The sequence below is a fragment of the Anaerobacterium chartisolvens genome (assembly GCF_003337415.1).
GTDB lineage: Bacteria > Bacillota > Clostridia > Acetivibrionales > DSM-27016 > Anaerobacterium > Anaerobacterium chartisolvens.
Map to the genome: position 1 here is coordinate 40,811 of NZ_QPJT01000002.1, position 16,110 is coordinate 56,920.

Genomic DNA, 16,110 nt, shown 5'->3' on the forward strand with positions numbered 1-16,110 from the left:
GGGTCCTTATTTTTGGTATACTGGAAATTTAGTTTTTTAAGAGTTATGCTATGTCGGTGAGAATTAAGCCCTTATTTCTTTCCTCGGCCCACCGTATAGACCACTCGTTTTCAAACAAAAGAACATAGCGATCCAGCTTATCGGTGGCAATCATTGTACTGCTTGTTAAGCTGAGCTTTCTGGGGTCTAATTCCTCATTCGATATCCAGCGCGCCATTTTATAGGGCAGATGCTGGATTCTTAAGTCAACTCCGTACTCCTTTTTCAGCCTGTGCTCAAGCACCTCAAACTGCAAAGCCCCGACTGCTCCTATTACAAGGGCCTCTATACCTATATCAATCTGCTTGAAGGCCTGCACGGCCCCCTCCTCTGAAAGCTGGGTAATTCCCTTTAAAAACTGCTTCCGCTTCATTGAATCGGCAGCGGATACCCTTGCAAAGTGTTCGGCAGGGAAAATGGGAATGCCGTCAAACTTAACCTTTAAATCGTTTCCGCAAAGCGTATCGCCTATATTGAAAATTCCCGGATCGAACAGCCCTATTATATCCCCCGCGTATGCCTGCTCCACAATTGTGCGCTCCTGAGCCATAAACTGCTGAGGCTGGGAAAGCCTGATTTCCTTCCCTGCCTGAACATGGTATACCGACATTCCTTTTCCGAAGCGCCCAGAGCATATTCGCATAAATGCAATCCTATCCCTGTGGGTTGGATTCATATTAGCCTGTATTTTAAATATAAAGCCTGAAAAGCTCTCGCTTTCAGGATCTACCTCAATGCCGGAGGCGGGCCTGATTCCGGGAGAGGGGGCCATCAAAAGAAATTCCTCCAAAAAGGGCTGAACTCCAAAGTTGGTCATGGCACTGCCGAAAAATATCGGCGTAAGCTCTCCTGTTAAAACCTTCTTTTTGTCAAACTCGTCCCCTGCCATGTCAAGAAGCTCTATCTCCTCGCACAGCCTTTTATGGTAGTGCTCTCCCAAAAGATCTGCAAAGATTTTATCATCAACCTTGCCTATAGTAGAGCTTACCGCGGTTTGACCGTGATTTCCTCCTCCGAACAGCTCGATCTGAGAAAGCTTTCTGTTATATACGCCCTTGAAATCCCCGTCAATCCCTATGGGCCAGTTCATAGGAAAGGAGCGGATTCCCAAAACATTTTCAAGCTCCTCCATAAGCTCAAAGGGGTCCTTGCTGGCTCTGTCCATTTTATTTATAAAGGTAAATATGGGGATGCCCCTCATTCTGCATACGTGAAACAGTTTTATAGTCTGCTCCTCCACGCCCTTTGCGCCGTCTATCAGCATAACGGCGCTGTCTGCGGCTATGAGGGTCCGGTATGTATCCTCGCTGAAGTCCTGATGTCCGGGGGTGTCCAGTATGTTTATACAGTAATCGTTATAATCAAACTGCATAACGCTTGATGTAACGGATATGCCCCTTTGCTTTTCTATGTCCATCCAGTCGGAAACGGCATACTTGCTGGCTTTTCTTGCCTTTACCGATCCCGCCAGCCTGATTGCTCCGCCGTAAAGCAGCAGCTTTTCCGTCATGGTTGTTTTACCGGCATCCGGGTGGGATATTATAGCAAAGGTTTTTCTTCTGTTTACTTCATATATTATTTCATCCTTCAATTGTTTCATATTAAACCTTCCTTAAAAATTATAATTACGGGTGGCTGGCTATGAACTGATGCTTATAAAGGCATCCGATTTATTTTATATTATAGCCCCGTATTCTGTCAAATATCATTATTCATACTATTATGTTATCACCTCAATCCTGAAAATGGGCATGAACTGCAATTTCATGCCTTATGGAGGAATTTGCAGCTTATGCATAGAATAAATATAATACACGCAATGCAAACTACTAAAAACGAGGTGCTTAAGCTATATGGTAAATAATAGTTCCCGGCTTATAGAGATTTCTTTTTCGGATGGCAGCCGAAGGAGTGTGCCAGAGGGGATCTCATTAAACGAATTGAGTGAATCCTTCAAGAAAAAGTTTAAATCGGCTATAGTAGCTGCAAAGGTTGATAACGATATAAAAGAGCTGAATTTTGAGTTAACGGGTGACTGCAGAGTCGAATTTATAGATATAACAAATGAGGATGGAGCCAGAATATACAGAAGAAGTCTGCATTTTATACTTATTAAGGCTGTCAATGACCTTTTCCCTGAAAGGAAGACGGTTATAAGCCACTCAATAAGTAAGGGAATGTACTGTGAGATAAGGGGAGACAGTGATTTTGAGCCGCATGAGGCAGAGCTCATAGAAAAAAGGATGAGGGAAATTGTTGATGCGGAAATTCCCTTTGTAAGGCATATTATGCCTGCCGAGGAGGCAAGGCTTATGTTCATAAAAGAGGGAAGGCAGGACAGATGCCATGCTATACAGTACAGAGATAAGGATTATGTTACAATCTATAGCTGTGATGGCTTAAACGACTATTTCTATGGGTACATGCTTCCTCATACGGGGTATGTTAAGGTATTTGGGGTAAGGCATTACACTTACGGAGTTATTTTGTTGTTCCCGGACAGATCAAATCCTGACGTTCTTCCTCCATTTAAGGAGCAAAAAAAGCTGTTTAACATTTTTGTGGAATACAAGCATTGGGGACGAATTCTGGGTGTGGGTAATGTGGGTGCGCTTAATGACATTGTTGATTCGGGGGAAATAGGAAGCTTTATAAGAGTGGCTGAGGCTCTTCAGGAGAAAAAAATAGGCCATATAGCTGATATGATAACGGGCAGCGAAAGCAGGAAAAGGATAGTGCTTATATCGGGGCCGTCCTCCTCTGGAAAGACCACCTTTGCAAACAGGCTTGCCATACAGCTCAGGGTAAACGGCGTAAGACCGGTGACAATATCTCTGGATGACTATTTTGTAGACAGGGACAACACTCCTAAGGATGAGAACGGACAATATGATTATGAAGCCCTGGAGGCTATTGATGTGCAGTTGTTCAACAGGCACTTAAGCGAGCTGATTTGCGGATGTGAGGTTGAGATACCCATATTCAATTTCCCCAGAGGAATGAGGGATGAAGCGGGAAGAAAGCTCTGTATTGAAAAGGATCAGGTTATAATTATTGAGGGGATTCACGGGCTTAATGAGAGGCTGACCTCCTCAATTCCAAGGGAGAGCAAATTCAAGGTATATGTAAGCGCACTTACGTCTATGAATATAGATGATCACAACAGAATACCGACAACAGACACGAGGGTTATAAGGAGAATGGTGAGGGACCACCAGTTCAGAGGATGTTCTGCTATAAATACTCTCAGATGGTGGCCTTCCGTCAGAAGGGGTGAGGAGCGCAATATATTTCCTTATCAGGAGGAGGCGGATGTTATGTTCAATTCCTCACTTGCATACGAGCTTGGGGTGCTGAAGCTTCTTGCGGAGCCGCTTCTCGGCGAGGTAGGGCCATCTAATCCCGAATATTCGGAGGCCAAAAGGCTTACAGAATTTTTAAGCTATTTTCTTCCCATAGCCACCCATGACATACCCCATAATTCTATAATAAGAGAGTTTATAGGGGGAAGCTGCTTCTATAAATAAAAGGAGCTAAAAAAAAAACAGGCCCATCTTAAGATGGGCCTGTTTTTTTAGCTCTTGGGTGCAAATGTTGCACAATCAGTCTGCTCAATGCTGGAAGCATTTCGGGGCTGAACCTCGATCCTTTCGGCCGAGCAGTGGTCTCCCGACATATAGAAATAGCATGAGTTTACAACACATTTTATACCATCGTTAGGATGGTTCATTTTAGATGCCTTCATAATTCAATTCCTCCGTAATATGTTTTGATTTAAAATTTTGTAGAATTAAAAAATAAATATTAAACAGTTAACAGGAGATAATAAATCCTTGAAAACTGTCAAATTTATTATTAGTAAATGCAAAAAAAATATACTGTGTAAAATATATGCTTTTTGAAGTGGTATTTTTGAATTATCTGTCAAAACATAATAACTTAACATTAAAAACTAATAAAAAATACTATTAATTCATTGAAATTGTAGTGCATATAATATATACTTTATAATATGATATTACAAAGTATATTGATTAACAGGAGGGAAAATGCATGGCATTTCTATTAGGCATTGATATCGGAACATCAGGTACAAAAACGGTATTGTTTGATGAACAGGGAAATACTATATCAAGCGCCCTTGGGGAATATCCTCTATACCAGCCGAATATAGGATGGGCCGAGCAGGAGCCTGAAGATTGGTGGGAGGCCACTCGGACGACAATAAGAGAGGTATTGTCTAAAAGTGGCGTACAGCCGTCCGATATAAAAGGGATAGGCTTATCGGGGCAAATGCACGGAGCGGTTCTTCTTGACAAGGAAGGAAACGTTTTGCGGAAGGCAATTATATGGTGCGATCAGAGAAGCTGGGCAGAGTGCGAGCAGATAACCTCCCTTGTCGGACGGGAAAGACTGGTTGAGATTACTGCAAACCCTGCGCTTACAGGCTTTACTGCCTCCAAGGTAATGTGGGTTAAGAACAATGAACCCCAGATTTTTGAAAAGGTAAGAAAGATTCTTCTGCCTAAGGATTATATAAGGTTTAGGCTGACTGGGGAGTTTGCGACAGAGGTCTCGGATGCAAGTGGAATGCAGTTTATGGATATTTCAAAAAGGCAGTGGAGCGGGGAGGTTTTAGAAAAGCTTGGCATAGAAAAGGACCTTTTAGGAGACCTGTATGAATCGCCGGAGATCAGCGGAAGGGTAAGCAGAAGTGCTGCTGAGCTTACGGGGCTGAAGGAAGGTACTCCTGTGGCAGGCGGAGCAGGAGATCAGGCGGCGGGAGCGGTCGGAAACGGGATCGTAAGGCCGGGAGTTATATCCTCCACCATAGGCACGTCGGGGGTTGTATTTGCTTTTTCGGAAAATATAAGCATAGATCCTAAAGGGAGGGTGCATACCTTTTGCCACGCTGTTCCGGGCACCTGGCATATAATGGGTGTTACTCAAGGGGCAGGGCTTTCACTTAAGTGGTTTAGAGATAATTTCTGTATAGAAGAGAAAAGGACTGCCGAGCTTATGAAGATAGATCCGTATGTTCTTATGGATCAGGAGGCGGAGAAGGTAAAGCCGGGGTGTGAAGGCCTGATTTATCTTCCATACATGATGGGAGAAAGAACCCCTCATCTTGACCCCAATGCAAAGGGTGTATTTTTCGGGCTTTCAGCAAAGCACGAAAAGCAAGACCTGCTGAGGGCTGTAATGGAGGGGGTTGTATACAGCCTCAAGGACTGTCTGGACATTATAAAGGAAATGGGAGTAGACGTAGGGGAAATAAGAGCGTCAGGAGGAGGCGGGAAAAGCCGCCTATGGAGGCAAATGCAGGCAGATGCCTTTGGGACGTCAATCAATACAATAAGCTCAAGCGAGGGCGGAGCACTTGGAGTGGCACTTTTAGCGGGTGTGGGTGTCGGACTTTATGACAATGTGCCTCAGGCGTGTGATGCCGTTATAAAGGTTAAGACACGGCAGGAGCCGGATGCGGCCGCAGTGCCTGTGTACAGCAAATTTCATTCTGTATACGCGCAGTTGTACCGATCATTGAAGCAGGATTTTGTTGATCTTGCGGCACTCCTTAAGAACTGAAGATACTGTCTCGCGGGCTGATGCAATATTTAGGGATTAAAAGCCTGTATAGCTTTGCACATATCAGTTGAGAAAGAGAGACAAGCAATGAAAAGGGCAGGAAACAATCAGTTCTTGAAACAATTTAATCAGACGGCAATCCTTGATCTTATAAGGATTCATGGCCCGGTTTCCAGAGCGGAGCTTTCCAAAATCACAGGACTTTCTCCTACTGCTACGGGAATTATTGTGTCGGGAATTTTGGAGCAGGGATATATATTTGAGACGGGAACGGGAAAGTCAAAGGGAGGAAGACGGCCTGTAATGCTTCAATTAAGGCCGGATTCGTTTTACTCGGTAGGCGTAGATATTGATATTGATTATGTCAATATTATGGTTGTCGATATAACGGGAAATGTAGTATATGAAAAGGCTGAATTTATGGCATATACCTGCATGTGCCAATTAACGGTATCGCGGATTGAGTATTATATAAAAGTTGCTCTGGATTTTTTGCATATTGATTCAAGCAAGATTTTGGGCATAGGAATATCTATACCCGGAATGGTGGATTCCCGAACGCATGAAATAATACTTGCACCAAACCTTAAATGGGAAAACATTTTTATAAAGGATTATATAAAGCGGTTTTCCAATATTCCCGTTTATGTAGAGAATGAAGCAATGGCCTCGGCGATATGTGAAAATTGGATAGGCGCCTGTCAGGGGATTGACAACTTTGTATGCATTAATGTGAAATCGGGCATAGGCGCGGGGATATTCACGGGAGGAAGGCTTTATAGAGGTACGGGGGGAAGTGCGGGAGAGGTAGGGCATATCTCAGTCCATGAAAACGGGCCCAAATGCGGATGCGGAAATTATGGATGCTTAGAGACGCTGTCCTCAACAGTCAGCATGGTTGAAACAGCCAGAAAGCTTGTAAGGCAGGGCGTGGTGTCTCGTATGAACAGCTTTGAGGATGTTAATGAAATAGGACTTGACCAGATAGTAGAGTGCGCAAGGGCGGGAGACGAGGCTGCAAGGGGAATTTTAAGCGAGTCCTCAAGATATCTGGCGATAGCGATATCAAGCATTGTGAACACACTCAATCCCTCAAAAATAGTAATAGGCAAGGAGTTTGTAAAATATGCCGATCTGGTTATGGAGCATATTAAAAGCATAGTGTCGGCAAAGGCTTTAAGGCTTCCGGCAATGAATGTTGAAATTATAGCGTCGGAAATAGGGCAGAAATCCTCAACAATGGGAGCGGCAATTGTACCGCTTAAGGTGTTGTTTGGGAAATAATAAAAATATATCAGGAGGTTTTTTAAAATGTCGGAATATTTCAAGAGCGTACCAAAAATCAAGTATGAGGGAAAGGTCTCGGACAATCCGTTATCCTTCAAGTATTATAATGCCGATGAAAAAATAGGCGGAAAGACAATGAAGGAGCATTTAAGGTTTGCCGTGGCGTACTGGCACACATATCAAGCCACAGGGGGAGATCCCTTCGGAGTGGGCACAGCCCTGAGGCCTTGGGATAATATAACAGACCCTATGGAACTTGCAAAAGAAAAAATGAGGGCAAATTTTGAATTTTGCAGCAAGCTGGGAGCACCGTTTTTCTGCTTCCATGACAGGGATATAGCTCCCGAGGGCGCGACCTTGAAGGACAGCAATAAAAATCTGGATGAAATTGTTGCTTTGACAAAGGATCTTATGAAGACAAGCGACTTAAAGCTGCTGTGGGGTACCGCCAACGCCTTCTCACATCCAAGGTATGTGCATGGAGCGTCAACCTCTCCGAATGCTGACGTTTTTGCTTTTGCGGCTGCACAGGTTAAAAAGGCAATGGAAATCACCATGGAGCTTGGAGGAGAAAACTATGTATTCTGGGGAGGGAGAGAAGGCTATGAGACTCTCTTGAACACCAATATGAAGCTGGAACTGGATAACCTTGCAAGATTTCTCCGTATGGCAGTAGAGTATGCAAACGAGATAGGCTTCAAAGGCCAATTCCTTATTGAGCCCAAGCCTAAGGAGCCTACCAAGCACCAGTATGACTTTGATGCCGGAACTGTAATAGGCTTCCTGAAAACCTATGGTCTGGAAAAGCATTTTAAGCTCAACATTGAGGCCAATCATGCAACCCTTGCGGCTCACACCTTCCAGCATGAGCTTAGAGTATCTGCCATTAACGGAATGTTAGGAAGCGTAGATGCCAATCAGGGAGATATGCTTCTGGGATGGGATACCGATCAATTCCCAACGAATATATATGACACAACCCTTGCAATGTACGAAATATTAAAGGCGGGTGGCCTTGGCACTGGGGGATTGAATTTTGACTCCAAGGTAAGGAGAGGCTCGTTTGAACCTGAGGATCTTTTCTATGGACATATTGCGGGAATGGATACCTTTGCAAAGGGCTTAAGAATTGCATACAAAATTATCGAGGATGGCAAAATGGATAAGTTTGTATCCGACAGGTATTCCAGCTATACAAATGGAATAGGAAAGGATATAGTGGAAGGGAAGGCAGGCTTTAAGGAATTGGAGAGCTATGCTTTCAGCAACGGCGCAATAAAGAATGTGTCGGGAAGACAGGAAATGCTTGAGTCCTTGTTGAACCAGTACATTCTTGAGGGCTAAGGACACTATGCATTAATAAGGGTAAAAATATTTTTGTATAAAAAACCTGCCGGTTTTGAGGCAGGTTTTTTTATATACACTTAATTTATATTATTATAGCTTGTTAGATATCAACAAACATATTGACAAATTTATAGATATGTCATAGCATGTTATTAGAGCAGATTAAATACCGTTATAATATAAAGTAAAGGAGAAAAGTATATGATTGATAATATTACCATAGGAAATGTTGTAAATTCTCTTGTTCCAATTTCCAGATTTAATAAAGGAGAGGCAAATAAAATTTTTGAGGAAGTTAAAGAAACAGGGTTTAAAATTGTATTAAAAAATAATACTCCGGCTTGCATACTTTTAACTCCAGAGGTTTATGATGAATTGATGGAAACAGTTGAAAACTATCGCCTGTTGGTTGAAGCTGAAAAGCGCATTGAAAAAGCTAAATCTGAGGATTTTGTTTCTGCTGATGAGGTTATGAATGAACTCGGGATCAAAAGTGCAGATTTAGATAATGATGATGTGGAGATTGGATAATGTGGACTGTTGAATATTTAAGAGAAGCAATTGAAGATATTAAACGACTAGATCAAGAACAGCGGATTCAAGTAATTAAAGCTGTAATCAAGGTATCCGTCAACCCTTTGCCGCAAGCTGAAGGAGGATATGGAAAGCCTCTTGGAAACAAAAACGGAGTTAATTTAACGGGCTACTGTAAAATTAAGCTTTTAAAGTTAGGGCTTAGAGTTGTTTATAATATTGTTAGGGAAAGCAATATAATGAAAGTTATTATTGTTTCTGCAAGGGCGGATGACGAAGTTTATATCCTTGCCAACAGACGTAAAGACAAATAAATCAATAACATAGCCACTTCCGGTGAATTATATCTAATAAAATTCTTTTATTTATCAGGAAAAATAATTTAAATATATAATATAGAAGCATTTTATAAAGTAATCAAGGCTTAAGGGAAATTTACAGCCGGCATATTGACAACTTAATCGAAAAGTATTATTATTCAATCATAATATAAATGAAATAGATATATAACAAATACGAAACATGCAGATTTGAAATAGGGTTATTTTGTATGCAGGGGAATAATTCGAGGAGAAAAAATTTTATGCCGGATTTAAAAATTAATGATATGAGTGTTGATGACAGAAGGAAAAAAATACTTGAGCTATTAAACCGTGAAGGGAAGGTAAAGGTAGTAGATTTGAGCAGGCTGTTCGGAATTTCTGAGGTTACAATCAGGAACGACCTGTCTGAGCTTGAGAACACAGGGGTTTTGGAGCGTGTACACGGCGGAGCCGTGAGCACAGGCAAGGCATATTATAACATGTCCTTTCACGACAGAATGAAGACGAATGAGGATGAAAAAAGGAAGATTGCTATTGAGGTCGCATCTCTGATATCCGACGGGGATACGGTAATGATCAACTCAGGGACAACCACGCTTTTCACTGTCCAGGAGCTGAAGGGCTTAAAGAACCTGACCATAGTTACCAATTCATTGTCGGTCGCCGAGGAGATTGGGCACTTCAGCAATATTCATGTAATTCTTCTGGGGGGCAATTTTAACCCCCAATATCAGTTTACCTACGGAGATGACACCATTAACCAACTAAAAAGATATAAGGCCGATAAGCTTATTCTTGCAGCCGATGGTGTAAGTGTGGAAGAGGGCATAACGACATACCACCATCTGGAGGTCGAAGTAAACAGACAAATGATTGCCCGTGTAAACAAAACAATAGTGGTTGTGGATTACACAAAAATCGGAAGAGCGGGCTTTGCACGGATAGACTCGCTGGATAGTATAGACCTGCTGGTTTCGAACCAAAACTCAAATCAGAATGAGATAGCTCTGATCAGGGAAAAGGGTATAGAGATAAGGCTGGTGTGATTTTAGTTAGCTTAAATTATATCCCGGTCACGCATTCCGGGGAAATTTTTCTTCCGGAAATTATTTTATATCCTTTTTAGATAGTTTGCATCCTAATTTATATAAAGTGCATTAGACATGGTGCATAGAGGGAGTGGGAGCATGTATTTGCTGGGTTTGGATTTGGGAACAACAGGCTGTAAGAGTATTATTTTTAACCCTGAGGGAGGGATTGTTTCTCAGGCGTATATAGAATATTCCTTGATTTATACGCCTGAAGGCTATATTGAGCAGGATGCCGACTTGTGGTGGAGGCTTGCGAAGGAAGCTATTAAGGAAGCAATTTTAAAATCGGGTATAGCCCCAGGGGAGATTACCGCACTCAGCGTAAGCTCGCAGGGGATAGCGTTTGTACCTGTGGATGAGTCGGGAAATACCCTTGGCAATGCAATAAGCTGGCTTGACACCAGAGCAGGAGGGGAAACCTGCCAAATAAGAGATATTTTTGGAGAGAGGGAGATATTTGAAAGAACAGGAAAACGCTTAAATCAGGCATATTCCCTTCCAAAAATGATGTGGCTTAAAAAGAACAGGCCGGATATATACAAAAAGGCGTGGAAGCTTTTAATGGGTCTGGACTACTTAACCTATAAGCTCACAGGAATAGCCGTTACCGACCATTCTATGGCGAGCGGAACTATGGCTTACAGCATTTCAAAGGGTGACTGGGACAGAGAGATTCTCCGGCTGTGCGGAATTGATATAAATAAGCTTCCTGAGGTAAGATTTCTCGGCAGTACCGTTGGGCCCGTGCTGCCTGACGCTGCGAGGGAAGCGGGCTTGTCTGAAAAAACAACGGTAATACTGGGCGCTCAGGATCAGAAGTGCGCGGCGGTTGGTGCGGGAATAAATGAAGGGATTTGTACTGTGTCACTTGGCACCGCAACAGCTATAACCTCCATGAGAAATAAACCCATGCTTGACCGGCATATGAGAATTCCATGCTTTACACTGGATGAAGGCAGGTGGGTGCTGGAGGCTGTTCTGACTACATCAGGGGTTGGCTTAAAATGGCTTAAAAATACATTTTTCAGCGATAAGTCCTACCGGGAGATAGATGAAGCTGTTGAGTCGGTACCCCCGGGTTCGGGAAGGGTATTTTTCCTGCCTCATATGGAGGGTGCTTCCTCTCCGCATTGGAAGCCTACCGCAAAGGGTCTTATATACGGGTTGGGATTGTCTACCTCAGCAAATGAAATATTAAGGTCTCTTTATGAGGGTGTTGCATTTCAGATAAGGGAAAATATAGGCGTGCTGGAGGAAATGGGGCAGGATATAAGAGAGCTGAGGGTTTTCGGAGGGGGTGCAAAAAGCGGCGTATGGTGCAGAATTATTGCCGATGTGACGGGAAAGGATGTCAGCATACTTTGCACAAATGAAGCCGCCAATCTGGGCGCGGCTGTTATAGCGGGTACGGGAAGCGGTATATACGGAGGATTTGAAGACCTGCTTTCCCGAATAAAGATTATAGAAAAAACGTACAAGCCCGGCAAAGAGGCAGCGGAAATTTACAGAAAAGCTTATTTGGAATACAGGGAAATTCAGAACAAAATTTTAGGGTAAATGCTTTAGAGGACTTAAGGAAAAGGATATACTGCAAATAACAGAAATCAGTGCCTCAAGCCGTAGCTTGCTTTGTAAATATTTGCAGTAAACCTTTAACCGGGAATGTGCGGGAGCGGTATAAACATGATTTGAGATAAGCTTTTACGATCTCTTCTTAGCCTTCCTGCTTTGATTAGCATACCTTACCATAGCCTCGGCATAATTATCCATGTCGCGCACATCAATGCCATAATCCATGATTTTGGCGGCAAGGCGGAAATAAGGGATAAAGTCGGGGTCGTTGAGGTGCTTTTCAAATTCGGCAAGCCCGGGATGATTTTTAAAAACCACATATTCATCGCTTGTAATCATTGAATCCACGGGCAAGCCGTAATATCTGGAGAGATTTATAAGCGTCTGTATATCCGGCTCATTTTCCCCGCATTCATATTTGGCTACCGCATCGCGGCTCTTACCTACTGCTTGTCCCAGCTTTTGCTGAGACACACCTCTTTTTTTTCTAAACCTTTTTAGATTGTCACTAAAAATTGACATATCAGCCCTCCTACCTGTCAAATGCTGTATGATAATCTTATCATAAAAAGCAGAAAGATGAAATATGTAAAAATTAAAGGATATCATCGGCATAATGTAGAAATTATATAGGATGCAATAAAGATTTTACAAACATGGAGGATATAATTGCTTACAGAAATTTTTAATAGCAACGAAAAGACTCTAAGAGTCTTCAAGACGCCTTGCGGGGAAATGTCTCACGGGTATGTCATCAGGCACTTTTCTTAGATGTATTCCTTACGGGTGAAAAAAATTTCTTCCATCAAACTATATCCCCCATGTAAAATCTTTATTGCTAAATATATAGATAAGCAGAAAAGTTTTAATATGCCGTTTAGCCCTGATATATAATGATTGAGAGGTGCTTGATATGAAGATAACGTTTTTAGGCGCTGCAAAAACCGTTACAGGCTCATGCTGCCTGCTTGAGACGGGGGATGTAAAGTTTCTTGTGGATTGCGGATTATTTCAGGGACGTTCAAAGGAGGATGCCTTAAATCAGGAGCCGTTTCCTTTTAATCCCTCCGAAATTGATTTTATATTACTTACGCATTCCCATATTGATCACAGCGGAAGGATCCCTAAAATTTATAATGACGGATTTAGGGGGGAGGTAATCGCAACCAAGGCCACTGCGGATTTGTGTAGCATAATGCTTCCTGACTGCGGGCATATACAGGAATTTGAAAATGAGTGGCTCAACAGGAAAAGGGAAAGAGCCGGCAGACCACCGGTAGAGCCGCTGTATACCCATCAGGATGCGCTTGACTCCATGAGCCTTTTCAGAAGTGAGGAATATGATGAGATTATAGAACTGAATTGCGGCATAAGGTTCAGGTTTAATGATGCCGGCCATATTCTGGGCTCATCAATAATTGAGGTATGGTTTACGGAGGAGGGAAGAGACTCAAAAATAGTTTTTTCGGGAGACTTAGGAAACAGGGATATTCCTATACTGCGTGACCCTTCGATAATAGAGGAGGCCGATTATCTTGTAATTGAATCCACCTATGGAAACAGGCTTCACGTTGATAATAAAAATAAGGTGGAGCGTTTTGTAGATATAATAAACGATACCGTAAAAAAAGGCGGAAATGTAGTAATTCCTTCCTTTGCGGTGGGAAGAACTCAGGAGATAATATATGACCTTAGAAAAAAGAGGGATGATTATAATTCAAAAATTGAAAGCCTTATGAATGTGCCGGTGTTTATAGACAGCCCTCTGGCAATATCCGCAACCGAGATATTCAGAAAAAACCTTGATTGCTATGACAGCGAGGCGAGGGCATATATAGAAAACGGCGAAAATCCCTTGGACTTTCCCGGGCTGCAGTTTACAAAAACGCCTGATGAATCCAGAGCCCTTAATGAAAGAAAGGAAAGCTCAATAATTATTTCGGCAAGCGGAATGTGCGAGGCAGGGAGGATTAAGCACCACCTCAAGCACAATTTGTGGAGACCCGAGTCGACAATACTTTTTGTAGGATATCAGGCTATGGGAACTCTGGGCAGAAGGCTGGTAGACGGGGCAAATAAGGTTAAAATCTTTGGGGAGGATATCACCGTAAACGCAAGGATTGAAATGATAGACGGATTTTCAGGACACGCCGATAGAGACGGACTGGTTAATTGGATTGGGGGATTCAGAAAGAAAAAGCCGCGGAAAATTTTTATTGTGCATGGCGAAGAGCGGGTTATGGACGAGTTTTCAGAGCTTATAGAGAAGCAATTCAACATTGATACCGTAATACCTGACAAAGGCGAGTCCTTCACCATTAATTCGTCAGAGTTTATAAAGTCTGTACGTGAGGGTACCTCGACTTACCAATTCAAGAGGCTGGCTGTTATAGATATTCTTGAAACGCTTAAGGAGGAGTTTGACGAGCTTGCGGATATTCTTAAATCCGATTTAAAGCAGGGTAAGAGCGATACCGAGGTAGACATGCTGTATGAAAGGCTTAAAAACCTTGGGAAAATGATGATAGACGTTCTTTAGAATGGAGGGAGCCGTGCTGGTAAAGGATGCTTCCTGACTGTAATCGACAAAAACCTGTTTATTTTTTTACTTTATTAAGGTAAAATACTTGTATAACAATTTCCTAATACACATCTTGCAGGGGTAAGCTGTAGTATGGTAGGTATTGAATTTAATTTTTCGGAAGGATGGTAGAAAATGTGGTCAATGGGGACACTATTATTAACGCTGCTTCCAATAGCGGTAATCCTATGTATGCTTATTATCTGGAGAAAGCCTGCGGATATAAGCGGAATTGCCGGGTGGGCAGTGGTTTGTGTGATTGCCTTTTTAGGCTTTCAGACCAGTCTTGAGGTAATTTTAAGATCATCTGTGGCAGGGCTTATAAAATCTTTTCCAGTCTCACTGATTGTGGCAACCTCTCTTCTTCAAATGGCGTATATGGAAAAAACCGGTGCGCTTAAAAGAGTAATAATCTTTATGAAAACAATTGCAAGCGAAAACAGGGCAGTGCAAATAATGATGATTAATATAGGCTTTGGGACTCTCATGGTTGCAGTGGGAGCCACTCCTGTATCGCTGCTTCCGCCAATTCTTATTGCAATGGGCTACTCTACCTATGTGGCTATTGCACTCCCCGCAATAGGCTATGATTCTTTGTGTACATACGCTCTTTTAGGTGCGCCCATAGTAGTGTTTGTAGATATAGCCAACAAATTTCTTGGAGTGGGAAATGAGATTACACTATCTCAGGCGGGCCGTGTTTTCTTTATGTTTCTTCCTATAGTTTCAACGCTCATAGGCTTCTGTATGCTTTGGATTGTGGGGAAATGGAAGGCAATCCGGGAAGGCTGGCTTCCATGTGTTATAACAGGCATGACTGTGGCAGCGGTTTCCTTTTTTACAAACAGGGTTGACAATCTTGTAGCACTCACAGGCGTACTGTGCGGCATAGGGGTTATAGCGGTTATGGCATTATATCTTAAGGTCTCCGGCAAAAGTGTGATAGACAGGAGCAGGCTCACCCCTGATGAGCTGAAGTATGAGAAGGAATATCCACTGTGGAGAGCTCTTATGCCGTGGATTTTGCTTATAGTAGTCATTCTGGCTTTAAATGTTCCACAGGGCATGTTCAAATTCCTGTACTATGAAAAGCTGCTTCCAATAAACGGGCTGACGGCAGACGGATCTCCGATTGCTACCAGAGCCTTGTGGAATGCATATACTTGGATATTTGTAAGCATGATTTTATCTATGCCTTTTATACGCCCTACATCGGCTCAGATAAAGGATACCTTAAGGGTATGGAAGAAAAGGGCTCCCAGACCGGTGTTTTCAGCGGCCATATTCTTCTCAATAGGAGAGATAATGAACATGTCGGGCTGGGATATGGCATCGGGCAAGCAGGCTGTCGCAAGCATGGTGCAGGTATTGGCAGGCGTTTCGGCAGACCTGTTTAAGGATGCTTATGGAGCTGTGGTATCGTTTATAGGGCTGTTCGGGGGATTTATAACGGGGAGCGAGGCTTCTACAATAGCCATGTTTGCCAAATACAGCCTTACCACCGGTAAAAATTTAAATATGGGCTTGACGGGTATGATAATAATAACCGCAGGTCTGGCTTTTGGGGGAGGATTGGCCAGCGTAGTTTCTCCCGCAAAGCTTCAGAATGCCGCTGCGTCAATTGATAAGCTTGGAGAGGAAAACAAGGTAATAAGGACTGCATTTGTGTTTTCAGTGCTGCTGACGACAATAACCTCGGTGTTTGTTATGCTGTTCTTGAAAACAGGAGTTTTATAATGCATATATTTTT

General features: G+C 42.7%; 13 protein-coding genes. 10 read left to right on the forward strand and 3 right to left on the reverse strand.

Annotation, left to right across the window (positions count from 1 at the left end):
* Window positions 1-43: 43 nt before the first annotated feature.
* Entirely contained in the window at window positions 44-1,639 is a 1,596-nt protein-coding gene (locus DFR58_RS01790; protein WP_114296101.1) for a peptide chain release factor 3, read from the reverse strand.
* 253 nt (window positions 1,640-1,892) lie between these two features.
* Between DFR58_RS01790 and DFR58_RS01795 the strand changes: the two genes are divergently transcribed.
* Window positions 1,893-3,566 carry a nucleoside kinase gene (locus DFR58_RS01795; RefSeq protein ID WP_114296102.1) on the forward strand — a complete coding sequence of 558 codons (1,674 nt, stop codon included), beginning with the start codon at window positions 1,893-1,895 and terminating at the stop codon, window positions 3,564-3,566.
* A gap of 47 nt (window positions 3,567-3,613) precedes the next feature.
* Here the strand turns inward: DFR58_RS01795 and DFR58_RS01800 are convergent, their stop codons facing one another.
* Entirely contained in the window at window positions 3,614-3,784 is a 171-nt protein-coding gene (locus DFR58_RS01800) for a DUF1540 domain-containing protein (protein WP_114296103.1), read from the reverse strand.
* Window positions 3,785-4,092: 308 nt separating this feature from the next.
* On the opposite strand from DFR58_RS01800, the gene xylB reads away from it, so the two are divergent.
* The 7 genes from xylB (at window position 4,093) to DFR58_RS01835 (ending at window position 11,764) form a co-directional block, all read left to right on the forward strand.
* Window positions 4,093-5,625 carry a xylulokinase gene (gene xylB, locus DFR58_RS01805; protein ID WP_114296104.1) on the forward strand — a complete coding sequence of 511 codons (1,533 nt, stop codon included), beginning with the start codon at window positions 4,093-4,095 and terminating at the stop codon, window positions 5,623-5,625.
* Between the two features lie 87 nt (window positions 5,626-5,712).
* Complete coding sequence (locus DFR58_RS01810; protein WP_114296105.1) at window positions 5,713-6,909, forward strand: ROK family transcriptional regulator; 1,197 nt, start codon at window positions 5,713-5,715, stop codon at window positions 6,907-6,909.
* Window positions 6,910-6,936: 27 nt separating this feature from the next.
* Window positions 6,937-8,256 (forward strand): xylose isomerase, encoded by a 1,320-nt coding sequence (gene xylA / locus DFR58_RS01815; protein WP_114296106.1) that lies wholly within the window; start codon window positions 6,937-6,939, stop codon window positions 8,254-8,256.
* Window positions 8,257-8,460: 204 nt separating this feature from the next.
* A complete protein-coding gene (locus DFR58_RS01820) occupies window positions 8,461-8,790 on the forward strand; it encodes a type II toxin-antitoxin system Phd/YefM family antitoxin (protein ID WP_114296107.1) in 330 nt (109 codons plus the stop codon).
* On the forward strand, window positions 8,790-9,107 hold the full coding sequence (locus DFR58_RS01825; RefSeq protein WP_114296108.1) for a type II toxin-antitoxin system RelE family toxin: 318 nt from the start codon (window positions 8,790-8,792) through the stop codon (window positions 9,105-9,107). The genes DFR58_RS01820 and DFR58_RS01825 overlap by 1 nt, the downstream gene beginning before the upstream one ends.
* A 269-nt stretch (window positions 9,108-9,376) precedes the next feature.
* The gene (locus DFR58_RS01830; protein WP_170137995.1) at window positions 9,377-10,162 is read left to right on the forward strand and encodes a DeoR/GlpR family DNA-binding transcription regulator; all 786 of its coding nucleotides are present in this window, start codon (window positions 9,377-9,379) and stop codon (window positions 10,160-10,162) included.
* Window positions 10,163-10,303: 141 nt separating this feature from the next.
* The gene (locus tag DFR58_RS01835) at window positions 10,304-11,764 is read left to right on the forward strand and encodes a xylulokinase (protein ID WP_170137996.1); all 1,461 of its coding nucleotides are present in this window, start codon (window positions 10,304-10,306) and stop codon (window positions 11,762-11,764) included.
* A 144-nt stretch (window positions 11,765-11,908) separates the two neighbouring features.
* Here the strand turns inward: DFR58_RS01835 and DFR58_RS01840 are convergent, their stop codons facing one another.
* A complete protein-coding gene (locus tag DFR58_RS01840; RefSeq protein WP_170137997.1) occupies window positions 11,909-12,301 on the reverse strand; it encodes a helix-turn-helix domain-containing protein in 393 nt (130 codons plus the stop codon).
* Between the two features lie 391 nt (window positions 12,302-12,692).
* On the opposite strand from DFR58_RS01840, the gene DFR58_RS01845 reads away from it, so the two are divergent.
* Together DFR58_RS01845 and DFR58_RS01850 are read left to right on the forward strand one after the other, a co-directional pair.
* Entirely contained in the window at window positions 12,693-14,318 is a 1,626-nt protein-coding gene (locus DFR58_RS01845; RefSeq protein ID WP_114296112.1) for an MBL fold metallo-hydrolase RNA specificity domain-containing protein, read from the forward strand.
* Window positions 14,319-14,504: 186 nt separating this feature from the next.
* Window positions 14,505-16,097 carry an L-lactate permease gene (locus tag DFR58_RS01850; RefSeq protein WP_114296320.1) on the forward strand — a complete coding sequence of 531 codons (1,593 nt, stop codon included), beginning with the start codon at window positions 14,505-14,507 and terminating at the stop codon, window positions 16,095-16,097.
* The last annotated feature ends 13 nt before the right edge of the window (window positions 16,098-16,110 follow it).